Source organism: Nostoc piscinale CENA21 (genome assembly GCF_001298445.1).
In the GTDB taxonomy this organism is placed as follows: domain Bacteria; phylum Cyanobacteriota; class Cyanobacteriia; order Cyanobacteriales; family Nostocaceae; genus Nostoc_B; species Nostoc_B piscinale_A.
This window is the reverse complement of record NZ_CP012036.1, coordinates 3048324-3074583: the sequence shown is the minus strand read 5'-3', so window position 1 is coordinate 3074583 and position 26260 is coordinate 3048324. Positions and strand designations below refer to the sequence as shown.

General features: G+C 42.2%; 26 protein-coding genes and 1 pseudogene. 7 read left to right on the top strand and 20 right to left on the bottom strand.

Going from position 1 to position 26260, the window contains the following annotated elements; genetic code table 11:
- Positions 1-180: 180 nt before the first annotated feature.
- The 7 genes and pseudogenes from ACX27_RS13290 to ACX27_RS13260 all read right to left on the bottom strand — a co-directional run bounded on the left by ACX27_RS13290 (position 181) and on the right by ACX27_RS13260 (position 6008).
- Positions 181-1110 carry a LysR family transcriptional regulator gene (locus tag ACX27_RS13290; RefSeq protein WP_062293096.1) on the bottom strand — a complete coding sequence of 310 codons (930 nt, stop codon included), beginning with the start codon at positions 1108-1110 and terminating at the stop codon, positions 181-183.
- A 274-nt stretch (positions 1111-1384) separates the two neighbouring features.
- Positions 1385-2183 (bottom strand): annotated as a pseudogene (locus ACX27_RS13285) (BMC domain-containing protein).
- A 137-nt stretch (positions 2184-2320) separates the two neighbouring features.
- Positions 2321-3067 carry an LbetaH domain-containing protein gene (locus ACX27_RS13280; RefSeq protein ID WP_062293094.1) on the bottom strand — a complete coding sequence of 249 codons (747 nt, stop codon included), beginning with the start codon at positions 3065-3067 and terminating at the stop codon, positions 2321-2323.
- Between the two features lie 132 nt (positions 3068-3199).
- A complete protein-coding gene (locus ACX27_RS13275; RefSeq protein WP_062293091.1) occupies positions 3200-4867 on the bottom strand; it encodes a ribulose bisphosphate carboxylase small subunit in 1668 nt (555 codons plus the stop codon).
- A gap of 87 nt (positions 4868-4954) precedes the next feature.
- The gene (locus ACX27_RS13270; protein WP_062293088.1) at positions 4955-5257 is read right to left on the bottom strand and encodes a EutN/CcmL family microcompartment protein; all 303 of its coding nucleotides are present in this window, start codon (positions 5255-5257) and stop codon (positions 4955-4957) included.
- Between the two features lie 6 nt (positions 5258-5263).
- On the bottom strand, positions 5264-5611 hold the full coding sequence (locus ACX27_RS13265) for a carbon dioxide-concentrating mechanism protein CcmK (RefSeq protein ID WP_015111750.1): 348 nt from the start codon (positions 5609-5611) through the stop codon (positions 5264-5266).
- Positions 5612-5699: 88 nt separating this feature from the next.
- On the bottom strand, positions 5700-6008 hold the full coding sequence (locus ACX27_RS13260) for a carbon dioxide-concentrating mechanism protein CcmK (protein ID WP_010995042.1): 309 nt from the start codon (positions 6006-6008) through the stop codon (positions 5700-5702).
- A 657-nt stretch (positions 6009-6665) separates the two neighbouring features.
- On the opposite strand from ACX27_RS13260, the gene ACX27_RS13255 reads away from it, so the two are divergent.
- The 3 genes from ACX27_RS13255 to ACX27_RS13245 all read left to right on the top strand — a co-directional run bounded on the left by ACX27_RS13255 (position 6666) and on the right by ACX27_RS13245 (position 11389).
- Positions 6666-8522 (top strand): NAD(P)H-quinone oxidoreductase subunit F, encoded by a 1857-nt coding sequence (locus tag ACX27_RS13255; protein ID WP_062293086.1) that lies wholly within the window; start codon positions 6666-6668, stop codon positions 8520-8522.
- A 168-nt stretch (positions 8523-8690) separates the two neighbouring features.
- On the top strand, positions 8691-10184 hold the full coding sequence (locus ACX27_RS13250) for an NADH-quinone oxidoreductase subunit M (RefSeq protein WP_062293084.1): 1494 nt from the start codon (positions 8691-8693) through the stop codon (positions 10182-10184).
- A 74-nt stretch (positions 10185-10258) separates the two neighbouring features.
- Entirely contained in the window at positions 10259-11389 is a 1131-nt protein-coding gene (locus tag ACX27_RS13245) for a CO2 hydration protein (protein WP_062293081.1), read from the top strand.
- 40 nt (positions 11390-11429) lie between these two features.
- Here ACX27_RS13245 and ACX27_RS13240 read toward each other — a convergent pair whose 3' ends face one another.
- Positions 11430-11738, bottom strand: coding sequence for a P-II family nitrogen regulator (locus ACX27_RS13240; protein WP_062293078.1), 309 nt, complete (start codon positions 11736-11738; stop codon positions 11430-11432).
- 4 nt (positions 11739-11742) lie between these two features.
- Entirely contained in the window at positions 11743-12714 is a 972-nt protein-coding gene (locus tag ACX27_RS13235) for a sodium-dependent bicarbonate transport family permease (RefSeq protein WP_062293076.1), read from the bottom strand.
- 629 nt (positions 12715-13343) lie between these two features.
- Here ACX27_RS13235 and ACX27_RS33775 point away from each other — a divergent pair.
- The 3 genes from ACX27_RS33775 (at position 13344) to ACX27_RS13220 (ending at position 18110) form a co-directional block, all read left to right on the top strand.
- Positions 13344-14351 (top strand): HlyD family secretion protein, encoded by a 1008-nt coding sequence (locus tag ACX27_RS33775; RefSeq protein WP_235526622.1) that lies wholly within the window; start codon positions 13344-13346, stop codon positions 14349-14351.
- Positions 14261-14908, top strand: a complete 648-nt coding sequence (locus ACX27_RS33770; protein ID WP_335337831.1) for an efflux RND transporter periplasmic adaptor subunit — start codon at positions 14261-14263, stop codon at positions 14906-14908. Before ACX27_RS33775 ends, ACX27_RS33770 begins: the two co-directional genes overlap by 91 nt.
- Before the next feature lie 70 nt (positions 14909-14978).
- Positions 14979-18110, top strand: a complete 3132-nt coding sequence (locus ACX27_RS13220) for an efflux RND transporter permease subunit (protein ID WP_062293071.1) — start codon at positions 14979-14981, stop codon at positions 18108-18110.
- An 84-nt stretch (positions 18111-18194) separates the two neighbouring features.
- Here ACX27_RS13220 and ACX27_RS13215 read toward each other — a convergent pair whose 3' ends face one another.
- From ACX27_RS13215 to ACX27_RS13200, 4 genes are all read right to left on the bottom strand, one after another.
- Positions 18195-18425, bottom strand: coding sequence for a hypothetical protein (locus tag ACX27_RS13215; protein ID WP_062293068.1), 231 nt, complete (start codon positions 18423-18425; stop codon positions 18195-18197).
- Between the two features lie 190 nt (positions 18426-18615).
- Positions 18616-19374 carry a DUF928 domain-containing protein gene (locus tag ACX27_RS13210; protein ID WP_062293065.1) on the bottom strand — a complete coding sequence of 253 codons (759 nt, stop codon included), beginning with the start codon at positions 19372-19374 and terminating at the stop codon, positions 18616-18618.
- 24 nt (positions 19375-19398) lie between these two features.
- Positions 19399-20445, bottom strand: a complete 1047-nt coding sequence (locus ACX27_RS13205; RefSeq protein WP_062293062.1) for a DUF928 domain-containing protein — start codon at positions 20443-20445, stop codon at positions 19399-19401.
- A 31-nt stretch (positions 20446-20476) separates the two neighbouring features.
- Positions 20477-21022: a DUF928 domain-containing protein gene (locus ACX27_RS13200; RefSeq protein WP_235526664.1), complete on the bottom strand. Its 546-nt coding sequence runs from the start codon at positions 21020-21022 to the stop codon at positions 20477-20479.
- On the opposite strand from ACX27_RS13200, the gene ACX27_RS33765 reads away from it, so the two are divergent.
- On the top strand, positions 20979-21155 hold the full coding sequence (locus tag ACX27_RS33765; RefSeq protein WP_235526621.1) for a hypothetical protein: 177 nt from the start codon (positions 20979-20981) through the stop codon (positions 21153-21155). The genes ACX27_RS13200 and ACX27_RS33765 overlap by 44 nt on opposite strands.
- 176 nt (positions 21156-21331) lie before the next feature.
- Here ACX27_RS33765 and ACX27_RS13195 read toward each other — a convergent pair whose 3' ends face one another.
- The 7 genes from ACX27_RS13195 to ACX27_RS13165 form a co-directional block, all read right to left on the bottom strand.
- Positions 21332-22054, bottom strand: coding sequence for a molybdopterin-dependent oxidoreductase (locus tag ACX27_RS13195; protein WP_062293056.1), 723 nt, complete (start codon positions 22052-22054; stop codon positions 21332-21334).
- Positions 22055-22064: 10 nt separating this feature from the next.
- Positions 22065-22673, bottom strand: a complete 609-nt coding sequence (locus ACX27_RS13190) for a cytochrome b/b6 domain-containing protein (RefSeq protein WP_062293053.1) — start codon at positions 22671-22673, stop codon at positions 22065-22067.
- A gap of 209 nt (positions 22674-22882) precedes the next feature.
- Positions 22883-23371, bottom strand: coding sequence for a DM13 domain-containing protein (locus tag ACX27_RS13185; RefSeq protein WP_062298326.1), 489 nt, complete (start codon positions 23369-23371; stop codon positions 22883-22885).
- Positions 23372-23595: 224 nt separating this feature from the next.
- On the bottom strand, positions 23596-24285 hold the full coding sequence (locus tag ACX27_RS13180) for a cytochrome c biogenesis CcdA family protein (protein WP_062293050.1): 690 nt from the start codon (positions 24283-24285) through the stop codon (positions 23596-23598).
- Between the two features lie 6 nt (positions 24286-24291).
- Positions 24292-24909, bottom strand: coding sequence for a thioredoxin family protein (locus ACX27_RS13175; RefSeq protein ID WP_062293048.1), 618 nt, complete (start codon positions 24907-24909; stop codon positions 24292-24294).
- A 333-nt stretch (positions 24910-25242) separates the two neighbouring features.
- Entirely contained in the window at positions 25243-25530 is a 288-nt protein-coding gene (locus ACX27_RS13170; protein WP_200929941.1) for a hypothetical protein, read from the bottom strand.
- 455 nt (positions 25531-25985) lie between these two features.
- Entirely contained in the window at positions 25986-26177 is a 192-nt protein-coding gene (locus ACX27_RS13165; protein ID WP_062293044.1) for a hypothetical protein, read from the bottom strand.
- Positions 26178-26260: the final 83 nt, after the last annotated feature.

Below are 26260 nucleotides of genomic sequence, written 5' to 3'. Positions count from 1 at the left end.
GCTTTCCCCCATATCAAATGACTCTGCTGGTTAACTAACTTTATTAATGGTTCAGGTACTTCCAGTCAAGCAAATGGAAGTATAGGTTAGGAGATTTAAAAAGTGCGAATGCCAAGAAATAGTAATAATTCTATCTCCTGCCTCTTGCCTTCTGCCTCCTGCCTTCTGCTATGTCAAAACTCAATCAACAGTGCTGTAAATAGGAGTTTCAGTTTGTTCAACAAATGTTTTCGCCGCATCCAGCAAATACTCATAATAAGTCCGAGCGACAATTGATAACTGTTTTCCGGCTGGATAAACCATATACCAAGCTCGTTTAATCGGGAAATGCTGCACATCTAAAATACTAAACTCCGAAGCATCTGAGAGTAAAGTATGACGTGATAAAACAGAGATGCCTAAACCACCTGCGATCGCTTGTTTAATTGCCTCATTACTCCCCAACTCTAGCTTGACATTTACCTTTACTTCATGTTCTTCTAACAACGCCTGCACAGCGCGTCGAGTTCCTGAACCGGGTTCACGCATAATAAAAGGTTCATCGTTTAACTCGTGAATTGGGATATTTTTCTCTTTTGCTAGACGATGATTTACTGGTGCAAACACCACCAGAGGATTGTCTAAAAATGGCTCACAATTGACATCCAAATGTTCTGGAACCTGACTCATAATGTATAAGTCATCCAGATTATTCATCATCCGATCAATAATTTTTTCGTGATTTGTGACTTGCAGGGAAATATCAATTCCTGGGTAACGCTGACAAAATGGCCCCAACAAACGTGGAATAAAATACTTGGCTGTAGTAATGACTGCTAAACGTAATTGCCCTTGCTTTAGCCCTTTCAAATCCGCCACTTTCATCTCAAACTGGGCAATAGTCTCAAAAATCTGTCGGCAAGTGGCAAACAGTTCTCTACCCGCCTCTGTCAAATACAAACGTTTCCCTACCTGCTCAAACAAGGGCAACCCTACAGATTTGGTCAATTGCTTAATTTGCATAGAGACTGTGGGTTGAGTCAGAAATAATTCTTCCGCAGCACGAGTAAAGCTACCATGCCGAGCCGCCGCTTCAAATACCTTCAGCTGGTGTAGCGTCGCTTGGTTCAAGGGTGATTCTCCTCTAATAGCGATCTATAGATATAAAACTAGTATCACTAAACACCTGCCAATCAAGCAGTGTCGCTCATACAAAGTTATGAGTTTTAGTATAGAGAAAAATCTATTTTCGCTATTAAAAGAAAGATATTTGATTTATAGTCCGTAAAAGTTATGATCAAAACAACAAGCGAAGCGTAAGATGCCTTCCAGCTAAAGATGAATGCTGAATGTTGAATGCTGAGGAGAATTTTCCCACGATTCATCACTCATAGTTCAAAATTCATCATTCATCCTTCCATAATTCTTCAGTAACTTTTGCAGGCAACTTAGCCAAATCTGGCAACTGAAGTACCTCTAACTCAGCAACTTGCTCCTTAATATTCACTGGCATTTTAATTGGTTGCCGTTCTTCTATCCAACAACTTGCCACAGGTAAAGTTTGTTCCAACTCATCCAAAGGCCGCGGAATCACCATCACTGCGTTCAATTCCCCAATGCGTTCTGCTTCATACATTCCAGCTTCCACTGCTACTGCGACATTAGCCACAGAACCACGAATAATAGCTGTACACAAACCCGCACCGATTTTTTCATAGGCTGCCAACTGCACATCAGCCGATTTAAGCATGGCATCGCAAGCTCCTACCATCGCCGGAAACCCCCGCGTTTCCACCAATCCAATCGCTAAATTACTCAGACGGCTGTAACTCCCTTCCTCCATGTATTTACTTAATCTATTTGTAATCGGCAGAACTACATCCAGATTGGGAAAAGGGCGAGGAATGACCAAACTAGAAACTAATTGACCAAACTGTTCAGCAGTTTGCACACCTGATTCTACTGCTAGCCGGACATCAGCAATACCACCCCGTACAATTGCTGTACAGTGACCACTGCCAATTTTTTTCATATCCCACTAGGTGAACCCCAGCAGATTTTAACATCATATCAGCAGTACCAACTATGGCTGGAAAGCTGAGGGTAGATACCATACCCAAGGCAGTATCCTTGAGGTTATCTCTATCTCGTCGACGTGATGCTGCCCGAACAGTACTAAGGGACTGTTGATTATATGTCTCCATGTGAATTCTCCAGGATACTCACAGTCTATGCTAAAGGTAAGCGAAAGGCTGAAGAATCAAGAATAAAAGATGAAAGCAGTTTTTTCATCCTTCATAATTCATACTTCATACTTTAGGGGACAACTTACAATTAACACTTATTCAGGCGGTTCGTCAGACTTAGGATTGTTCAAGGATTGTCTATGGGGAAACAATGTTGTTAACAGCCTGTGAATACTCCCTTGCCCATAAATTTGAGTTCCAAAAATATCAGGAGACTCAGAATTTTCCGCACTCACTTCTGATGAACTAGCAGCATTTTCATCGTTCTGGTTCGGAGGTGGTTGGGCAGAGGGTGTGGGCGAAGGTTGAGGAATCGAAATTGACTGGTGCGTTAACTCCAAGAAAGCAGAAGCGGAGAGATTCGTTGAGGAAATAGAAATCGGTTTTGCCTCAGTTTCTCCTAGATTATTGTCTTCTGGTGGTTGCTGTTGAGGATCAGGAACAGCAGCATTATTGATGGGTAGTGCTGGTGGTTCGGTAAGACTAATCTGACGACTAGTATCTCCTAACACTGAGCTTGGTGGTATGACTGTTCCCGGTGCAACAGAACAGTTAAAAACTGTTGTGGCTGCACCAATACAAGCATTTGTACCAATTTTGCCTGCTCCCACCATCAAAAAACCGGCTCCCAGGTTAGCCCCTGCTTCTATTTCCAGGGTTCCTTCATTGACTTGGAGAATTGACCCCATCCCAATACAGACACCAGGGCCAATCATGATTCTGCTATTGGTAGCCGCTTGGAGTATGACACCAGGTGCTAACACTGCACTGGGGTGAATTATCACCTCGCCACTAATATAAGGGTCAAAGTTATTATGGAGGCGCAGTGGCGGCACAGACATGGAAAATTAAACCTCGGAAGCCGGACAAATTTTTATGAGGGAGTGGGGAGTGTTGAATGTTAAGGGTAAGTGGTGAAAACATTTTAAACTTTCTATTCCCCATTCCCTACTTTCTACTCCTACTCCCTTTTCCTATGGACGTTGAATAATTGTTTCTAACACACGACGTTTGGCTTTAGGGTCAATGCCAATCAAGCGCACGTATTCACCTTGGTATTCAGACAGGTATGCTTCTAAAGCTGCGATCGCATCTCTTTCTGATCTAGCCTCTATTTGGCCACAGCTAGACCAAGAGCCAGTCCGAAAACGTCTTTGGTCTACATGTTCCGCGCTAATTTTGTAACCGCCAGCCAGTAACTGCCGTAGTTGGTCTACAACTTCTGCATTCAAACGGTTGCTGCTGCTTACAGGTGCTGTTGCTGTTGCCGAGCTATAACTGCTGGTAGCAGCGTAAGATTTTTGACCATTCGAGGGCGCAACTGGGCCGTTTGGTCTTTGAATAATACTTTCTAATATCCGGCGTTTAGCTTTCGGGTCAATACCAATCAAGCGGACATATTCACCTTGATGGTTTTCAATACATTCTTTTAACGCCGCTACCACTTGGTCGGTTGAAGTAGCTTCTATCGGCTTACAACTAGCCCAAGAGCCAGTCCGAAAACGACGCTCATCTACGTGTTCTGTACCAATTTTGTAACCACCAGCCAAGAGTTTGCGGATTTGGTCTACAGTTTCCGCACTAATTGAACCAATTCCGGCACCATTACTATGACCATTGCCGTTGTAGCCAGCACTACCTGTACTTGCCGGAGCTTTAAAGCTGGTAGTTGGTTGAACTACACCATCTGGGCGTTGAATAATTGTTTCTAACACCCGACGCTTACCTTTGGGGTCAATCCCAAATAAACGCACATACTCACCACTATGGTCTGCCAAACAGCCTTCTAATGCTGATAAGGCTTCACTCAAGGATCTGGGTTCAATTGGCTGACAGCTAGTCCAACAACCTGTACGGAACCGTCTTTGGTCTACATGTTCTGTACCAATTTTGTAACCTTGTTCCAGTAGATAGCGTACTTGATCGACTGTTTCTGCACCCAAGCTATTGCTCGCCACTTCACTACTCCTTTCCAACTCTAAAACAGTTAAACCATTACTACTTGTATAAGATTTCGCTAATTCATCCCGGATGGGTGCAATACATTTGTTATCAGCAGCACAGAGATAACCAGCCCGTAGTGCCTGATTAATTCCCACTACATGATGGGCAAACTGCTGGTCTTGATCTTGCACATCTGGCAGACGGTCAGCTTGCTGCTGGCTGGTGATTATCGCTCCCGACGGTACATATTTACCTGGGGGAATTTCTACATCTTGTATTAAAGCGTGCATCATCACGATGCAACCTGCGCCCACTCTGGCATTAAATACTGTGGAGCGAAAGCCAATAAAGCAACTATCCCCTACATAAGCTGGGCCATGAATCAGAGCCATGTGGGTAATAGAAGCATTCTTACCAATCCACACCGAGTATTCATTGCCATCATCACCAATTACTCGGCCTTGCTCTAACCCATGAATCACTACACCATCTTGGATATTGGTATTTTCACCGATGTAAAAAGGTGTACCTTCATCCGCCCTAATCGAAGTCCCTGGAGCGACGATTACATTTGCACCTACCCGCACATCTCCAATTACGTTGGAGAAGGAGTGGACAAATGAGGTTTTGTGGATTTCTGGCTCAGCTAAACTTCTTGACCACGGGGTTGGGGGTGCCGCCGTGCTGCTGACTGCCATTGCGAGATTCCTCCTGAATTAAGCTTTTGTCTTTTAGTCTTTGGTCATTTGTCCTTTGTCTCAAACCAATGACTTAATGACTAATGACTATCTATATTGGTCTTTTTTACTGTAAATAAGGCGATCTTGAACATGAATAGTATCAATTATCGCCACCACTGCTGCATCCAAAGGGCGTTGTTCGTTACCAAGAATTTGACGAGCGGCACTGCCACGGCTGACTAGCACCCACTCATCTACTCCTGCTCCTACGGTATCCGCTGCTACCTCGTATTTTGGTAAGGTATTTCCTTCTTCATCCACTAATTGCAACATCAGTAGTTTGACACCGCGAAGACTTGGATCTTTTTGAGTGCTAACTACTGTGCCACGTACTTTGGCAATTTGCATTATATGTTATGGTCTTCTACCGCCGAAAGGTCGAATTGCGTTAACATTTTCCCGGAATTGCTCTACGTCTTCTGTATAACGAATTGGCAGGACGTATTCCAAGTTTTCATGGGGACGAGCAATGATGTGTGTTGATAGAACTTGTCCGCCATTGACTCGCTTCACTGATTCCACACCTGCTGCTACAGAAGCTTGAACTTCGGAAACATCACCCCGGACAATTACTGTTACCCGACCACTACCGATTTTTTCGTAACCTACTAAGGTTACACGCGCAGCTTTCACCATCGCGTCAGCAGCTTCTACTACTGCTGGAAAGCCAAGAGTTTCTACCATTCCCACTGCAATTGACATTAGTTTTAATCCCTATTTAAATTTTCTCAAACAAACAAAAGCGTAGCTCAAGCAAGCAACCCCGTTAGTTATTTTGTATTATCGACTGTTAAGTGCGAAACTGTTCCACTGCTTCTGTGTAACGAATCGGCAAAACATATTCCAAGTTTTCATGGGGACGGGCAATGATGTGAGTGGAAACCACTTCACCACCATTCACTCTTCTGGCCGCTTCAATTCCAGCTGCAACTGAGGCTTGCACTTCCGAAACATCACCCCGCACAATTACGGTGACACGGGCGCTACCAATTTTTTCATACCCTACCAAAGTTACACGGGCAGCTTTGACCATCGCATCAGCAGCTTCTACTACTGCTGGAAAGCCCTTTGTCTCAATCATTCCAACTGCAATTGGCATCGCAGAAACTCCTAAAAATTTAATCCAATCAGTACTGTGGTTTGAAAATTGTGACGGGGATGCTCATCTTGAGCTAAAAGACACTTCCAAAAATAAGCATAGGAAAGCTTGGCTCCCCTGGCAATATAAATTAGTATAATAGTTTATAATAAAAAAGTTTAAAAAAACTTAATTCTTTGTCATACGGTGTTTCTGCTCTGTTTAAGTCCACTGATTCCAAGAGCAGGCGCTTATGCTTTATAATTTTTTTTATTACATATCCAAATCGCTGTTCATAGCCAAGACTAATCGTCTCTGGTGAGGAAGGTAAAACTACTGCATCTTTTACAGTTTCTATCTTTCCTCAGTTTTGTAGTATGTCAATAGGAATATCTAAAAAGCATATAACTTTTTTAAATATATCTTATAAATATCTCTGCTAAACGTTAGAAATAGAAATTTACAAATGAGTATAGTTCAAAATGAAAGGTGGGAAATTTAAATATGTAAATCAATTATATTAGCTGGAATTTAGGCAGTAATTTTGCAATCCGAAAAAGTATTACGCATTTTTTTAAAACCAAATTTAACATAGATTTTCATCCAAAAAACTAAGTCAAAGATGATTTTTCAAAAGGTAAAAAAATTAAGGCAGAGTTGTAAAGGTAAGCAAATTAAATGAACCAGTTTCTATTTTCAACAAGTTGGTGTGTGCCTTTGTATAGCTTGATAGGCGCACTTTTAACTTTGCCCTGGGCGATGGGAATCATTAGAAGGACAGGCCCTAGACCAGCGGCTTATATCAATTTGTTGACTACTGTTTTGGGTTTTACCCATAGCTTGTTTGTCTTTAAAGATGTTTGGGATAGAGAACCAGAGAATTTGTTAGTTAGTTGGTTTCAAGCGGTGGATTTAAACTTATCCTTTGCATTAGAACTATCGCCTGTGAGTATTGGGGCAACAGTTTTAATCACTGGCTTAAGTTTGTTGGCACAAATTTACGCTTTGGGCTATCTAGAAAAAGATTGGTCTCTAGCACGCTTTTTTGGGCTTCTTGGTTTTTTTGAAGCAGCATTAAGTGGTTTAGCCATTAGTGACTCTTTATTTCTCAGTTATGCTTTGCTAGAAGTCCTGACCCTATCTACATACCTGCTGGTGGGTTTTTGGTATGCACAACCTTTAGTGGTGACAGCAGCGCGGGATGCTTTCTTAACCAAGCGGGTGGGCGACTTGTTGTTGCTAATGTCTGTGGTAACGCTTTCGAGTTGGGCGGGCAGTTTGAATTTTTCTGATTTGTATGAGTGGGCGCAAACCGCAGAATTAAGCCCAGCGGTCGCCACATTGCTAGGTTTAGGATTAATTGCGGGGCCAGCAGGTAAATGCGCTCAATTTCCTTTGCATTTGTGGTTAGATGAAGCGATGGAAGGGCCAAACCCAGCTTCGGTGATGCGAAATTCGCTGGTGGTTGCTGGAGGTGCTTATATACTCTACAAACTACAACCGATTTTGGCTTTATCACCAGTGGCGTTGAATGCGCTGATAATCATGGGTTCAGTGACGGCAGTAGGAGCAACTTTAGTATCCCTGGCTCAAATTGATATTAAGCGATCGCTTTCCCATTCTACTAGTGCATATATGGGACTGGTGTTTTTGGCGGTAGGGATGCAGCAAGGAGGCGTGGCCCTGATGTTGCTATTGACTCATGCGATCGCCAAAGCATTATTATTTATGAGTTCGGGTTCGGTAATTTATACCACCAGTACCCAAGATTTAACTGAGATGGGCGGTTTATGGTCGCGGATGCCAGCTACCACTACCGCCTTTGTTGTGGGTGCGGCTGGCATGATTACATTACTACCACTGGGCAGCTTTTGGGCGATGCTGTCGTGGGCAGATGGTTTGGTGGCTATTAGCCCTTGGGTAATAGCCATTTTAGTTATTGTGAATGGTTTAACAGCCTTAAACTTAACGCGAGTATTTCGCCTAATCTTTTGGGGTACACCACAGCAAAAAACTCGCCGTACACCCGAAGTTGGCTGGCAGATGGCAGTGCCAATGGTGACGCTGACCATAATGACCTTGATATTGCCCTTGATGCTTCAGCAATGGTACTTACTGCCAAGCAGAGAAAGTATCAATTGGTATGTAGTAGTAACATTGCTGGTTTCGACTGTGGTCGGAGTAGGTGTTGGTTCAACTATGTACCTGCATAAAGCTTGGTCAAGATCCAGAATTTTGGTATGGCGATTCTTACAAGACTTGCTGGGTTATGATTTTTACATAGACAGGATCTATAGATTGACAGTAGTTGGAGCAGTAGCATTACTGTCTAAAATATCTGCTTGGAGCGATCGCTATCTCGTGGATGGCTTTGTAAACTTGGTAGGTATTTTCACCATTTTTGGTGGGCAAAGTTTAAGGTACAGCATTTCTGGCCAATCCCAAGGCTATATGTTGACCATCCTCGTAGTCGTTAGCATTCTCGGTTTCTTCATCAGTTGGTCATTAGGACTTCTCAACAACTTGCATTTTTAAAAGTGCTGAGTGCTGAGGAGCCACTGCGTTGCGGAGCCAGTTGCGTGGGCGGGTTCCCCGACTTGAGCAAACTGGCGTGAGGTTTCCTCCGTTGAAGCAAGTGGCGTTGCTGAGTAAGCAATACTAATCTCTAAGCCCAATTCCCTACTCCCTAATTCTCTCTAAACTATGCTGAGTGCATTAATTTTGCTGCCATTGTTAGGCGCAATCATCATTGGTTTTTGGCCTGCTATTCTTGATGGCAAATTTGCCCGTGGTATGGCGTTTGTCTGTGCTGGTCTTACTTTTTTGTGGTCAGTTTTTCTCGCCATTCAATTCAACCCAGGAGAAATTAATCAACAGTTTAGTGAGTTTATTCCTTGGGTAGATGCCATTGGGTTAAGTTACAACCTTGGAGTTGATGGTTTATCTTTGCCGCTACTGGTTTTAAATGGACTGTTGACTTGCATTGCTATCTCTAGCAGCGATAGTTCCCAACAACGTCCACGGTTGTATTACTCACTCATATTATTGTTAAGCACAGGCGTAACAGGCGCTTTTCTGGCACAAGATTTACTCTTATTCTTCCTGTTTTATGAACTAGAACTGATTCCTCTTTACCTGTTAATTGCCATTTGGGGTGGTGCGAGAAGAGGTTACGCCGCGACTAAGTTTTTAATTTACACAGCCATATCTGGCATTTTGATTTTGGCAAGTTTCCTGGGTATGGTTTGGCTGAGTGGCGGTTCCAATTTCGCCTTAGCCAACTTGAATGCTGCATCTTTACCATTAGCCACACAAATCTTACTGCTTGTAGGAATTTTGGTCGGCTTTGGCATTAAGATACCGTTGGTTCCCTTCCACACTTGGTTGCCTGATGCCCACGTTGAAGCCTCTACACCGATTTCTGTATTGTTAGCTGGAGTGCTATTGAAGTTGGGGACTTACGGCTTACTGCGGTTTGGGATGAACTTATTACCCGATGCTTGGAATTATATCGCGCCTTGGTTAGCAACTTGGGCAGTAGTGAGTGTGCTTTACGGTGCATCTTGCGCGATCGCCCAAACTGATATGAAAAAGATGGTAGCCTATAGTTCAATTGGACACATGGGCTATATCTTATTAGCCGCCGCCGCTTCTACACCTCTGAGTGTATTGGGTGCTGTGATGCAGATGATTAGCCACGGTTTGATTTCTGCCCTGCTGTTTTTGTTGGTGGGAGTTGTATACAAAAAAGCAGGTAGCCGCGATTTAGAAGTGATTCGCGGACTCTTAAATCCTGAACGGGGAATGCCGGTGATTGGTAGCTTGATGGTTTTGGGAGTGATGGCCAGCGCAGGTATACCAGGAATGGTCGGTTTTATTTCAGAATTTGTGATTTTCCGGGGCAGTTTTGCTATTTTTCCCGTGCAAACCCTACTATCTATGCTGGGGACTGGTTTGACGGCGGTTTACTTCTTAATTCTGATGAATAGGGCATTTTTTGGGCGCTTATCAGCACAGGTAGTTAGTTTACCACGAGTTTATTGGAGCGATCGCCTACCATCTGTAGTTTTAGCCATATTAATTGTGATTTTTGGCATTCAACCTGCTTGGTTATCTCACTGGACTGAACCCACAATCACCGCCATGATGAATGTAGATAAGGTAATGGCAACAGTCTCTGTAGAAAAATTAAAGTAAAAATTAAAAAGCAAAAAGTAAAATTTTTTACTTTTGCTTTTTTATTGACTCATTCCCAATTTGGAGAACTGGCAATGGTAACTATTAAAAATAAACCCGGCTCACATCCTTTAGATGAATATGTAAAAAGATTACAAACAGGTGGGGCATTATTACCTGAAAGCAAGGAAAATGTTTTAGAAGTAGTTGGTATCCTTAAAAGCTATGGTGTGGTTTTAGATGCCTACTCTAATAATCTTATATACATTGCTGACCATCAATTTTTAGTCTTTTTTCCTTTCTTTAAATACTTTAATAACGAATTTTCTTTTAATAAATTACTGCGCCACTGGTGGCACGATCGCATAAATTACGAATATGCCGAATATTGTATGAAAGCCATGATGTGGCATGGTGGCGGCGGCTTAGATGCTTATTTAGATACCAAAGAATTTCAAGAACGCGCCAAAGCAGTAATCACTGCTAAATTTAAAAATAATCCCTTTATTTTAGGATTAAACCAATTATTCCCTGATTTTTTAACAGAACAATTGCGAGTTTCGGCTTACTACAGTGGCTTGGGTCAATTTTGGCGCGTCATGGCTGATATTTTCCTCAGCTTATCTGACCGTTATGACAACGGTGAAATCACATCAATTCAGCAGGTTGTAGACCACATTAAAGCAGGTTTGGTAGCCGATGCTCTCAAGCCAATTACATACTCTGTCAAAATTCAAGATAAAACCTACGACATTATCCCAGAAAAAACTGGTTTAACATTTTTAGGAGATACAGCCGTACCTTATGTTGAGGCAGTTTTCTTCCGGGGAACTCCATTTCACGGCACAGTTTCTTACAATGCCCAAGCTTATCAAATTCCCCCAGATCAAGGACGATTCCAGTATGGTGCATTGTATGCTGATCCTTTACCAATTGGCGGTGCAGGCATTCCCCCTACCTTGCTGATGCAGGATATGCGCCATTATTTGCCAGAATATTTGCACGCTGTGTATCGCCGCCGCCTGCGTGGAGAAGATGATTTACGAGTACAAATCTGTATCAGTTTCCAAAAGTCAATGTTTTGCGTGACTACAGCCGCAATTTTAGGATTGATGCCTTACCCTGCTGACACTCAAGAACCATCTGAACAAAATGCCAACCGAGTTTACTTAGAAAAGTGGATGGATAGATTTACAACCTCACGCTTAAGTGATGTTAATGCTTAAAGTGCTGATGAAATTCATTTCATACTTCACACTTCATACTTCATCCCACACATCTAGTAGTCTCGATTTCGATTGCGTCAGAAATAAAACAAACTCCGCCAAACTTACTCAGAGTTTGTCGGACATTTGATTCTACCAAAGACAATTTTTCTGGTGGAAAAAAGGCAATGATATAAACATTGTCTAGCATTGTCATGGCTAAATCATTGGTGATGGTGCCTCTTGTACCTTTGCCGGCTACATCTTTGATAACTGAATGTCCCCTTACGCCTGCCTTTTCTAAAGATTCTAAGATTTTACCGAGTTCAACATAGTTGGCAAAGATTTCTATCCGTTTTACAGGCTGCATAATCTTACCTCCAAAATAGATTGATGCCGTATAAATAGAGCGGGATGCCGACAATGATATTAAAAGGAAAAGTCACAGCTAACGCCGTCGAAACATACAAACTAGGATTCGCTTCTGGGACGGTGAGACGCATAGCCGCTGGTACAGCAATGTAGGATGCACTGGCGCATAGCACAGAGAATAACAAGCTATCTCCTTGGGACATTCCGATTGCTTTCGCTATTAATAAAGATATGCCAGCATTGAAAATTGGTACTAGTATCGCAAACGAAATCAGGAAAAATCCAGTTTTTTGCAAATCTTTTATTCTTCTGGCAGCTAAAAGTCCCATATCCAATAAAAAGAACGTCAGCACACCATAAAACATATCTTGGGTAAATGGTTTTAAGGTTTGCCAACCATGTTCTCCGGTAAGGACACCCATGAACAAGCTACCAACTAACAAAAATACCGAACTATTTAGAAAAGCTTCTTGTAAAACTTCTGACCAATTAAATTCGCGTTCGTTTTCATCAACTGTAAAAACATTAACTAATATTAACCCCACGACAATGGCTGGTGATTCCATTAATGCCAAGGCTGCAACCATAAAGCCATCAAAACTCATTCCCAGTTGCGTTAAAAAAGAACTGGCAGTAATAAAAGTCACAGCACTAATTGAGCCGTAAGTAGCTGCGATCGCAGCTGCATTATAAGTATCCAGCTTAATTCTCAGAATAAAAAATGTGTAAACAGGAACAACACAAGCCATTAACATAGCGGCTAAAAGGGTGAGGATTACTGATTGATTAATCCCACTTTTAACGAGTTCTACTCCACCTTTAAACCCAATGGCAAATAACAAATACAAAGATAATAATTTCGGTATTGGTGCGGGAATTTCTAAATCTGTTTTAACTAATACCGCCAAAATACCTAAAAAGAAAGCTAACACAGGTGGATTCAAGATGTTAGATACAATTAAGCTGACATCCATAATTCCACCATGCCTCCAAAAATTAGCTGAATACTCATAAATAAGTTTAGGGTAATATCGTACACATCTAAAATTTTTTGGAATATATTCAACAAGTTTAGAGGTTAGGGGTTGGCGGCTAGTCAATAAGATTCAATTTCTTACTCAGCACTCAATACTCAGCGAGAAGTTGCGTGCGTGGTTTCCCCTCGTTGAGCAAAGTTCAGGAGGTTCTTCCCGCCCTTGCAAATTTCGGTGACTCAGCCCTTTTTCTTGCCTGTTTTGCTGACACACATTTCTATCGTCAGAAGGACGCGGGATTTGGGGAATTAGCTTACTTTTATGCTGGTGTTGATTACTTGAGTTTTTTAAGGTAGTGGCATTTGAAAGTTTTTTGATGGGTTTGTCCAATCAAGTCAGCTAAACCTTGCAGACACTTAGGCAAACAATAGTTTTTATTTATCTCAATTTTCCCTATCACTAAGATTTTTACTTAAATTTTAAATAATCAAAACTTATTATTACACTCACAAATTTAGGGGCTAAAACTACGAAAGCTGATATTGTCGCGATCGCCATTGTCTGACTTAGTTTATACACATTTTGGTCTCCTCCAGATATAATGCAAGCAAGTACTTGCATGAAAACCCATGTCCCAATCTGAGTTCCCTGATTCACAGTTTCCGCTTGAAATAGAACAGCCTGTTACTACGGACTCTCATCAGGCTCAACCAACAGATCCTTCAACCGAACCAAAACACATTTCCATAGCTAATAAAAAGCGGCCTTGGCCTGTAATTTTAGGTGTCGTGTTGTTAATTGCAGGTCTTGGTGTCGGTTGGCGTTGGTGGCAAACTAGTCAAGCGAGTAATGCACCTGCTGGGGCTGCTGCGGGTCAACCAATGGGAGTTCCTGTGAAATTAGCCACTGTGGAGAATGCAACGATTCAGGAAACGTCAGAATTAGTTGGGAATTTGGATGCACCACGCTCAGTTACACTCAAGCCAGAAATTGACGCAAGAATCACACAGATTTTATATCAAGAAGGCGATCGCGTTTCCCAAGGACAAGTAGTGATTCGTCTGCAAAGTGATGATGCCCAAGCACAGTTACTCCAAGCCAAAGCTTCCCTTGAACAAGCGCAAGCACGTTTAGCAGAACTGAAAGCAGGTACACGCTCAGAAGAAATTGCCCAAGCCAGAGCGCAGCTAGTACAAGCCCAGGCGCGTTTACGAGATGCTCAAACAGGTTCCAGTCCCGAAGAAATGGCGCAAGCCGAAGCTCAAATTGAAGCTGCTAAGTCTGACTTAGCACTAGCAAAATCTCGCGCCGAACGCTACGAAAACTTACAAAAACAAGGGGCAATTTCCGAAGATCAGATGGAAGGTTATCTGAAAGAACAACGAAGCGCCGCCGCCGCATTAGTAGTGGCACAAAAACGCCTAGAGCAACTCAGCAAAGCCAGACGTTCAGATATTAATGAATTAGAAGCAGCCGTTGAGCAGCAAAGACAAAACTTAAGACAATTAGAAAACGGCCCCCGTCAAGAAGAAATTGCCCAAGCGCGATCGCAAGTTACCCAAGCAGCAGCTCAAGTCAAAGCCGCCGAAGTACAATTGCAGTACACCACGTCCGCGCTCCCTTTACCGGCGTTTTAGGGGATATTCCAGTAAGAGTCGGAGAATTTGTTAGCAAAGCCGACAGCCTCACCACCCTCACCAGAAATGACTCCTTAGAATTAAATATCTCTGTACCTCTGACGCAAGCCAAGCAATTGCGTGTCGGTTTACCAGTGCAAATGCTTGATGCTCAAAGTCAACCCACCGCTACAGGTAACATCAGTTTCATTTCACCCAACGCCAATTCTAATTCGCAAACAGTTTTAGCCAAAGCCACCTTTAGAAATGGCGGCAGACAATTACTAAATCGCCAGTTAGTCCAAACAAAAATCATTTGGGATGAACGTCCCGGAATTTTAGTGTCTGTGACAGCCGTTTCCCGCCTTGGTGGAGAAGCATTTGTATTTGTGGCTCAAGCACCAGAAAATCCTAAACCAGGAGCGCCATCTTTAGTAGCTCTGCAAAAACCAGTCAAATTAGGAGCCATTGAAGGCAGTAATTACCAAGTGCTAGAAGGACTCAAAGCTGGAGACAAAATCGTAGTTTCTGGCATCCTCAACTTAACCAATGGCGCACCCATCGCTCCTACTCCCTAAAAAAGTATGAAGTATGAAGTCTGAAACTTCATACTTCATACTTCATACTTTACACTTCACACTTTTAATTATGTTTGTTGATTTCTTCATCAAGCGACCTGTGTTTGCTACGGTCTGTGCGGTCATTATCCTGCTGGTGGGATTAATTAGTATTCCCACACTACCCATTGCGCGATTTCCAGATATTAGTCCTACACAAATTAACGTTACAGCCAACTATAGTGGAGCCAGTGCCGAAGTTGTAGAAAGCGGTATTACTAATCTCTTAGAAAGACAGATTAATGGTGTTGAAGGTCTAAAATATATGACCTCCAGCAGCAGCAACGACGGTACAAGCAATATTACAATTACCTTTGATGCTTCACGAAATAAAGACTTAGCTGCTGTTGATGTGCAGAATCGGGTTTCTATTGCTGAGGCACAATTACCAGATGTCGTGCAGCGTACAGGAGTTAGAGTCAGCAAGCAATCCAGCAATATTCTTTTGGGCATAGGTTTATATACCGAAAATAACGAGTATGACAACACGTTTTTGAGTAACTATGCTGACTTGTACATAGCAGATGCACTCAAGAGAGTCAAAGGCGTTGGAGAGGTCAGAATTTTTGGTGAACGCCGTTATGCTATGCGCCTGTGGTTAGATCCCAATCGGTTAGCGACACGCGGACTAACAACAGATGACGTTACCACAGCACTGGCACAACAAAACTTGCAAGTTGGTGCAGGCAGAATTGGTCAAGAACCTGCACCCAAGGGACAACAATATCAAATTGATGTGCGTGCTGCCAGCAGACTTACAGAACCCTCAGAATTTGAAGAAATTGTTCTGAAAACAGAAGATGATGGCACTTTAGTCAAACTTAAAGATGTTGGTCGTGCCGAACTAGGGGCAGAAAATTACAACACATTTCTGCGATATCGGGGTAAAGATGCTGTTGGCTTGGGTATCAATCAGGTGCCTGGGAGTAACGCCTTGGATGTAGCCAAGGGTGTGAAAGCTGCAATGGCGGAATTGGCTCCGAGTTTTCCACCAGGGATAAAATATGAAGTCGCTTTTGACACAACTATATTTGTCGAAGAGTCGTTAGCAGAAGTAGTTAAGTCTCTGTTTGAAGCCGTAGTGCTGGTTGTGATTGTGATTTTCTTGTTTTTACAAAACTGGCGAACTACACTGATTCCGGCACTAACGATTCCCTTTTCTTTAGTGGGGACATTTGCTTTTGTTAAAGCTTTTAATTTTTCGATTAATAGTTTGACCTTATTTGGTTTGACTCTTGGAACAGGGATGGTGGTAGATGATGCGATCGTTGTAGTGGAGCAAATTAGCCGATTTATTCAAGATAAAGGCATCAATCCCCGCCGCGCCGCTAGTGAATCGATGGCGGAGTTGTTTGGTGCTGTAATTGCGACTTCCTTGGTATTGATGGCGGTGTTTGTCCCGGTAGCGTTTTTTCCGGGAACGACAGGCGCACTATACCAGCAATTTGCGCTGACAATTGCCTTTTCCATTGCTATTTCTACGTTTATCGCTCTGACGTTAACACCTTCGTTGTGTGCTTTGCTACTACGCCAAGGACAAAAACCTACTGGTTGGCTTGGCTGGATTTTTGGACATATTAACAGATTTTTGGAGTGGGTAAGACAAGGATATCAGCGATCGCTTGGTTTTCTCTCACGCATTAAAAGTGTAGTTATTGGTCTATTTATTGTTTCTTTGGGATTAACTGCTTGGTTGTATACCAGCGTCCCGACAGCCTTCCTTCCCGACGAAGACCAAGGTTACTTCATCACCATTATTCAAGGGCCACAAGGAGTATCGCTGCAATACACCAGCGATGTTATGTCCAAAGTTGAAAAAGAAATCTTGCAACTTCCCGAAATCGTGGGAACTTTTGCAGTTGGCGGTTTTGGTTTCAGTGGAAGTACTGCCAACAGTGGTATTATCTTTACTACCCTCAAACCTTGGGGAGAGCGGGAACGACCAGATCAGACAGTCCAAGCCCTCATCGGTAAACTACAAGGTAAGTTTTTCGCCATTCCCGAAGCCAGAGTCTTTGCAGTGAACCCACCAGCAATTCAAGGTTTGGGTAACTTTGGTGGTTTTACCTTTCAACTCCAAGACCGCAGAGGTAACGGCGGCTTAGATAACCTAGTGCAAACAATGGGTCAATTGCTGGGTCGTGCCAATCAAACCCCCGGACTAAAAGCTGTATTCACCACTTTTGCCGCCAATACACCCCAGCTACTTGTAGAAGTAGACCGAAACAAAGCCAACGCCCTGCAAGTTAACGTAGATGATATCTTTACTACCCTACAAACTGCCTTGGGGTCGCAATATGTCAACGACTTCAACCTCCAGCAGCGAAACTATCGGGTATATGTCCAAGCTGATGAACAGTTTCGTTCTAACCCCCAAGATATTGGCAAACTCTACGTCCGTTCCCGCAGGAATGAGATGATTCCGTTGAGTAATTTGGTGAAAATTACTCCCACCACCGGAGCGCAAACCATCAACCACTATAATCTATTCCGCTCCATTGAAATCAATGGTGCCGCCGCCCCAGGCTTTAGTTCTGGAGATGCTATCCAAAAAATGGAACAGGTAGCACAACAAGTTTTACCCCCTGGTTATGGCTACGAGTGGTCAGGTACATCTTTAGAAGAACTCGCCTCTGGTGGTTTAGCACCATTGATTTTTGGCTTAGGATTGGTCTTTGTGTTCTTAGTGCTAGCTGCTCAATATGAAAACTACATCGACCCTTTAATTATTATGCTGTCAGTGCCTTTAGCAATTTTTGGCGCACTGTTAGCACAATCAATGCGGGGTTTTCCTAACGATGTATATTGTCAAATTGGTTTAGTCATGTTGATTGGTCTAGCAAGTAAAAATGCGATTTTGATTGTAGAATTTGCTAACCAATTACGAGAACAAGGGCTATCAATTACCAAGGCTGTAATTGAAGCTTCTCAAGAACGGTTGCGTCCAATTTTGATGACGGCTTTTTCTACACTTTTGGGTATTTTTCCCTTAGCTGTAGCCACCGGTGCAGGTGCAGGTAGTCGTCAATCTTTAGGAACAGCCGTATTTGGTGGAATGTTAATTGCGACATTCTTAAGTTTGTTTGTTGTTCCTGTTTTGTACATTGTGATTAAATCACTGACAGAAAGATTGATTAAACCACGTCAGGAAGAAACAATCTAAGGGTGTAGGTATTCAAAACCCTTACACCCATTCTTAACAGGCAATCTTTGTGCGTAAGTCCTGATGCCAAGTCTCCTAGGCTGACTAACGACTACCACCAACAACTAGTCGCTCAGGAAAACCCCCATCTAACATAAACTCTGATTTTATATGAGACGCAGACATCTGATTTAATGATGCGTGATTAATTTCAGATGTGGAAGTCATATTAGTAAGAGTTGTTGCGGTATGGAACCCAAGTACAGAGTAACCTAAAGCAATTAATCCAGATGCCAGAGAGGAGGCAATTAACTGAGAATAGAATTGTGTTGTCATAGTATTCTCCTCTAATAAACAATGCTGGCACTACCGCCACAATTGTTAATAGGGAGAACATTCTCTGAGTATGCACGTTATAAATTTTTAGGGTGCGTCAGATTTGAAAAATTCCTAGATTTCTTGGGAATTATCGCTGCTGATGCACCCTACAGTTAATGTGATGATGAAGTTTCAGTCTTGCTTGGAATTAAGGTGTAGTCACTTCTGAGGTGTGATTAATTGGTTGCAGTAGATTTTTTTCTGAAACTAATGGTGCTTCAGCCACTTCAGTATCTAATTTTACGCCATCTGCGGTTAATAAACTTACCCAATCCGCTTTGAGTGCTGAATCTTGAGGGCTAGAGTAGCGTAACTGTGCCAAAGTATTTAGAGCATCTTGCCAAATGCCAGCATCAGCATAAAGTTTCAAGCGTTCTGGTAAAGAAGCTTTGTCTACTTTACTCATCAACTGTGGATTGTCAACCCGTTGGATAGTTCCTTGAACTAACTTATCCGAAGAACGGTCTTGAGTATTGCAAATAATTGAAAAATTCCATCGATATTTTTGACCTTTAGCAAGAGTATTATCTGGGAGGCTAACACCAACTACACCAGCATTACCATTGGGTTTGTACTTTTGTTTGTATACCTCTTGCTCATTGTCATCTTGAACTACTAATTCTACTTCCGGTGCTTTATTTTCCGGGATATAAAAATATAAGGTAGGGTTAGCTACAGTGGTTAAGCCAATATTTGAAATTGGCACAATAGCAGTCAAATACTGATTCTTCGCAACACAATTTACCCCGCGAGAACCTCCTGGAACTCTTCTACCAGGGCCTTTACCTAAGTCTGGTAAATTAATCTTTACTTCTGCTTGTACTGGTACTAAAGAACTGACAATTGCTAATCCGAGAATTGCCGAGATTGCAGTAGACAACAATTTTCGTGGTAAAAGGTTGTTCATAGTTATGTACTTGTGGGTTAGAGCTTAAAAGTTATGCTTGTTGTTGGGTTGTAATGCTTCTGGCGGAGAAATTAAAGGCTGCTGGACGATTTTTTGATTTAAGCGGATACCTGGTGTAGTTAACAATTCTTGCCAATCAGATGCTATTTCTGGATTATTTGGAAATAAATAACGTCTTTGTGCCACAGTTGCCAAGGCATCATGCCAAATACCTGCTGCTGCATACAAAACAGCACGTTCTTGTCGGTTTGCTTGTTGTAATTTTTTTACTAGTTGCAAATCTGGTAGGACACGTTGCACTACGCCAGCTACAACTTTATTTTGAGATTTATCTGTAGGATTACATATTACAGAAAATGTCCATTTGTATTGTTTGTTAACTGCTAAAGTATTAACAGGCAGTCGTATGCTAATTATGCCAGCTTTGTTATTTGGTTTATATTTCTGTGTGTAAACCTCTTGTTCAGTTTCATTTTGAACAACTAACTCTAACTCTGGTGCAGAAGTTTGGGGAACATAGAAAAACAAGCTTGGATTGGAAACTGTGGTTAATCCTAATTGAGATTCGGGAATTAAGGCTGTAAAAGGTATTTTACCTTGCAAACACTGGCCTGTAACTGGTACAGGTGCTGGGTTAGTGTTCTGCACTGGCGGAATTGTCCTTTCGACAGGATTACCTCTAATGCGATCGCGAGGCGCTACTATTGGTGCTGGCAGTGTTTGGATATCTTGGTTTATGTTACCGCCGTTACCGCCTTCAACCTTCATCGCATCGCCACCAGTATCAGGTTGGATATCTTGGTTTATGTTACCGCCATTACCTCTAACACGACTATTAGGCACTACTATTGGTGCTGGCAGTGGTTGGATGTCTATATTTGCATTCTCGTTCAATGGAGGTTCATAAGCCCTTGTTCCTGCTGGTATCAATCTCCGTGGACTACCAAGAACCGGAGGAAGAAAGATAATTTTTTCTCTTGCGACTGCGGTATTTACTGATAAAATGCCCGTCATACCAACCGTAGTGGCGAAGATTGTTATCCCGATTTTTTGTAGTTTGAGGGAGATCATCTGCTTAAGTTCTGCTATGGGGAAATATTTCTCAATTATTTAACAACTGTTTTGGGGCTTCTTTTGCGAAAATTAAAGCTTTCTGTGCTAGTTGTTTATCAAACTCTACTCCTGGTGCTGTTAATAATGCTTCCCAATCAGCTTTGACTTTGAAATCATTTGGCCTTGAGGCTCTCAATCTTGCTAAAGTATCAAGAGCATCATGCCAAATTCCAGCTTCTGCATAGAGTTGCACACGCTCTTGCAAAGTAGCTTGTGCTAGTTTTTTCATCAGTGATGGGTTTTCAAAACGTTGTATATTACCTTGGACAACTTTGCTCAAAGCAGGATTCTGGGGATTACAGATAATTGAGAAATTCCATAGATACTTTTGGTTCATAACTAAAGTATTTGGTGGTAAATTAATTCCCACTATTCCTGCTTTAGTATTTGTTTGATATTTTTGCTGGTAAATTATTTGTCCATTGTCATCTTCATTTTGAATCACTAGTTCAAGATAAGCCGCAGTATTTTGCGGAATCAAGAAATATAAGGTGGGATTGCCGACGGTTGTTAATGCTGTATTGTACTTGGGAATTAAGGCTGTGAGTTTTTGGTTGTTGGCTATGCAACTTCCGCCTCTTGTGGCTGCTGGTACTCGGCGATTCGGCTTGCCTAAAGACGTTGGTAGATTTAATCTCAGGCGACTAGCAGACTGGACTGTTCTTTGAGGCTTTTGCTGATTACTTAGTAGAGGTTCTTTTTTTTGGCTGGGCTATGGCAATCTGAGTAGGAGAGAGAACAGTTAACCCAAAAGTAGCTGTGAGAAATATGAGCCAGATTTTTTGCAGCATGGTAACAGGCATCAAAATATACTCCTACTATTGCAGAATTTACATAAATTAAACTATATTCCCCCAAACCATTCATAACCTTCATCAATCCAATATCCTTTTCTGCTGCTGAGAGTACTAGTTAACGTGACGCGAGTTACCCATTTAGATTGTTTGTAACCGAGTTTGATGGGAGAGGCTAGACGTAATGGCGCACCGTTTTCTGGTGATAATGATTGACCATTTTTTTGGTAAGCCAGCAAGGTTTGAGGGTGTAATGTGGACGCTATGTCCCAGCTTTCGTAGTATGTATCAGCAGATTCAAAGTAGGCGTAACGCACTTGAGATTTTGGTTGGGCTAGTTTGATCAAATCACTCAAACGCACGCCACCCCACTGGACGATCGCCGCCCAACCTTCAACGCACACATGACGAATTACCATTGAGGTAAAGGGCAATTTTTGGATATCAGCCATGCTTAATTGCATTGGCTGATTGACTTCGCCATCAATAATTAGGCGAAATTTATCGGTGTCAATTTGAGGAGTACCATTAAAGCTATTGACTAACAGTGCATTTGGTTCAATCGCACTGATGGGAAATTCTGGAACTGGTGTTTGGGGTTTGAGTAATAATTCCCCGACTTTCAGGTTCAGTGGTTCTGTCAATTTACCCACTGACTCTGAGAGTAAACCTGTACCACAACTACTGAGGAGTAAACCCATACTGGACACTCCCGATAGTTGCAACAAGCGGCGGCGCGTCAATAGATGACGCGGTACTTTGAATTCTTCCATACCACCTCTTTTAAGTAAACATTGATTTAATCAGACGATAGCCCCCAACTTTTTGGGATAGCAGAAAATGACCAATGACAAAGATGATAACTATGGGTACGGTAATAAAGTGAATTACTCTTAAGGTCTGCCAATTGCCAAATAATCCAGATAACCAAGGCAGTTGGGCGGGTTTGTACATTGCCAAACCGGAGATAATTGCCAGAATTAATACTGGTACAATCCCGGTATAAATTAACCGATGCCAAGCATAGTTTTTGCGTTTAGGGTTCTGCCCTTTTTGTAAAACTTGCAAGTCACCTTGAGATACAAACCGCTTTTCCCAACGTCGCGTCCAAAATATATAAACGCCATAGACTAATAAATTCAGCGCAAACAACCACATCGCTGCAAAGTGCCAATTGCGTCCCCCGCCTAACCATCCTCCGAGTAAGAATGTCCGGGGAAATGTCCATGCACCTCGTCCACCAAACACAGGGTTAGCATTATAAATTTGCAAGCCACTGCCAATCATCACGATTAAACTGATGATGTTGAGACCATGAAAGATTTTAGCCGCCAACTCTTGTTTCGGCCCTGCCGGAGGTTTGCTACGTTTACCAGCTTTAGAAGCAGCCATAGAAAATCCTAATTTTTGTATTCAAATCTAAAATGTCTCAGGTGTTCTACTGCCTTATTTTTATTGTTGAAAAATTACTCACTAATACTTATATCAGGTTTATTTCGCAACTTTATGCGTTATTGAGACTGGTAATAAAATGATTACAAAACTATTTATCTATTTCCGATGAATATTGATGGTTCAAGGATTAATTTGTCGGCAGATGATTACTTGAAGGCTGCATAACCAAAAGTGGCGTTAAAAGTCCGACACCAAATTACTGCACTGGCAAAATCTGCAATCTTGATATTCTCGGATATATCATAGCGTTGACTACCAGAGGTTTTTTGTAACCGCCCCAAACTGACGTACTCTTTTTCAGTGATGCCGTAAATTTTAGGTTGCTGTTGCCGATGTAAAATGACTAACAAATCTGGGCCACTGTCGGTTTTGAAGTTTTGATCAAATTCTAAAAAGGTTTTACCATTTTCGGTAATGATGCGGGCATTACCCTGAGTGATATGTTCTCCTTTGACAAAATCACCAGATTTGACAACTGTAGTTGGGGTTGCAGTTGTGGGAGTTGCGGTTTCTGTGGCTTGAACGCTTTCCACTCCTGGGGTTGTCGAGTTTTCTGTCGGTTTTGTCCCTACCTGTGCTGCACAACCTACAATCGCCACAGTTGCCAAACTCAAAATTAGTAATTGTCTGTGCATAGCGCCAAAGCCTCCCAATACCCAATACTCATCGAAACATGAGCGCAGTCTGCATTAGTAGCTGCGCTCAATTTTTCGCTGATTGATGTTGCATTTTTTCATGTAGTCATGATTGCAACTTACCATGAAGTTACTATTAACTACACTGAAAGTAGCGGTAAACCCTGAAAATTTAGCAAGTTTTTATAAACTGCCTCAAAAATCTTATTTGCTTGTTAGAGATTTTACAGTGGCAGGCGGGGGAACATGGGAGCTAACCACAGTTGAATCTGCACATCCCAACCTAAGAGAATAGCGATCGCAGATGCGGCTACCAAAACACCACCAATTCTATGTAACATTTCACTGCGCGATCGCAACCCTAGCAAAGATTGACTGGCATAACGTCCAGCATAAGCGATCGCCAATAACGGTAAGGCTGCTCCCACGCCAAAAGCTAATAACAGTGCAAATGTCCCAACAATTTCATGCTTGCTGGCTGCCAAAATTAAAATACTCCCCAGTACAGGCCCAGCACAAGGAGTCCACAATAAACCAAGCTGAGTGCCTAACCAAAACTCTCCTGCCAATCCTACTCCTGTGGTTCTTTTAATTCTGCCCAATTGCAAATAACTCAGGAGCAAATAACTCCATTTGGGAAAGATTGCCAACACACCCAGGAGCAATAAGATAAATATGCCCACATAGCGCAGAGTATTAGCCAACCCAGCTAACCAACTGCTGGCAATTCCTAACACACTCCCAGCTGTGGCAAATCCACCCACTAAACCCGCTACTAAGGCCACAGGCCCATAACGATGGGTAGACAGCGATCGCCCCACTAACACAGGCAAAACCGGTAAAACACAAGGTGACAGTACCGTTAACGCTCCCGCCACAATTGCTAACCCGGCTGATAGGGAAGTGATTGCCATCTCAATCTATCCTAAAAGCTGACGGATCATTTGTTCTGTATCGGAATAAGCACCTTCACCGATGTGGTCGTAACGAATCACCCCTTGGCGATCGGCTAAAAACAAATGCGGCCAGTATTCATTTTTATAAGCATTCCAAGTTTGAAATTCGTTGTCTATTGGCACTGCATAGTTAATTTTGTGCTTTTTCAAAGCTTGTTTGACATTATTGACCACTTTTTCATAAGCAAACTCTGGTGTGTGGACACCGACGACTTTCAAGCCTTTGTCGGCATATTCTTGATGCCAACGGGTGACATAAGGCAAGGTACGCTGACAGTTAATGCAAGCAAATGTCCAAAACTGCACCAACACCACACTACCTTTAAGGTCAGCAGTGGTTAAGGGTGAGGAGTTTAGCCACTGAGAAATGCCTTGGAATTCCGGGAGCTTTTGGGCATTAGAAGGTGAGGCGGCGCTGGTATTTTCAGTCGGAGTAGTATTGGTAGCAGATTGAGTCGCAGTTGGTGTGGAAATAATGCTTTTCCCAGAACATCCAGACGCGATCGCCACTCCACCTGCTCCTATCGCTCCTAAACCAAGATAGGTAAGCAGTCGGCGGCGCTTGATGAAATGTCTATCCATAAAGCAATCCTTGTGGTTATGAAGATATAGTTGAATACTTTTTGGTTTCGGATGATTACGGAGATACCGAAACAACTTTTCGGAGAAATGGGTGCGTAGATAACGCACCCATGAATCAATTACTTTGGTAACTTTTATCTATGTTGACAAAGTTTTTTAACTTTAAAATTCAACGTATAAAAAATTACCAACTTTACATCTATGGTTTTCCAGAACGGTTACAAAAAGTTTTTCAGCAATGCTTGTATGCACAAGTGGCTTCAGGATACAAACTTCTTAATTAAAGATGTAAAAACTGTTGTTTTAGTCAATGTATCCTCAGCGACGCAAACATTAGGGTGTGCTGGTTGGTGCTGGTTTAGCTCCATCTTTCTTCATAGCGTCGCCTTCTTTTTTCATAGCGTCGCCTTCTTTTTTCATAGCGTCGCCTTCTTTCTTCATCGCGTCACCGTCTTTCTTCATAGCGTCGCCTTCTTTCTTCATCGCGTCGCCAGTATTAGAAGCAGGAGCAGCCGAAGGTGAACTACCAGGAGCAGCTTGATCATTAGCACCTGAGCAAGCAACTAAGCTACCCACCAGAGCAAGACTCGCAATCACACCAACAAATTTTAACTTCATCATCTTTTGGAACCCCTTAAAAGTCTTACTAAAGAAATAGACAAGGATCATCCTGTATAATCATACGGATGGAGCCAGATTTTGATAACAAATTAACTTTTTTTTTTAATTACTTTGCAAAAATTAATTTTACTTAACTATCTGACTTCATCTTTTGATTGAGAATTGTCTATTGATTAGTACACTAATATCGTCGGGGATTACGCAAAAAGTCAAGACTTCTAAATATATTTAGTATTTACACCCAAAGTTTTGGCTGTTGAGAATGGGTGTAAGGGTGTCAAAAGAGGTAGGGGAGCAAGGAGCAAGGGGTATGCTCTGAGACGGAGCTTGTACTCTCCTTAGATGAACGGTCTTTTAATTCAGTACTCTTAATTTAATCGGGTTTGTGGGAACTGCTGCACTCATCGTATCGTCACAGCTACCAACAAAAACCCGATTTTTGGGGTCAAGAGAACTTATAAATCAGTTTTGATTTTGATTTTACCAACGGCTCTACCAACTTTCTCCCATGTTCTCGCTGTTTCTACGTCTTGCCAATTAGTTCTTAAATGTTCGGCTTTCTCGTAACAGACCTGCGAAAGTATACTAAGCACACCAGATAAACTCATATTCTCAATCATTATCTCTATGTCGCTTTTGTCGTACATTTTTACAACTCCGAAGCAAAAATTTTTGAAACAGCTTTGATATAAGTCATCATCTACCAAATTTGGTAGTGATAATACCTGGA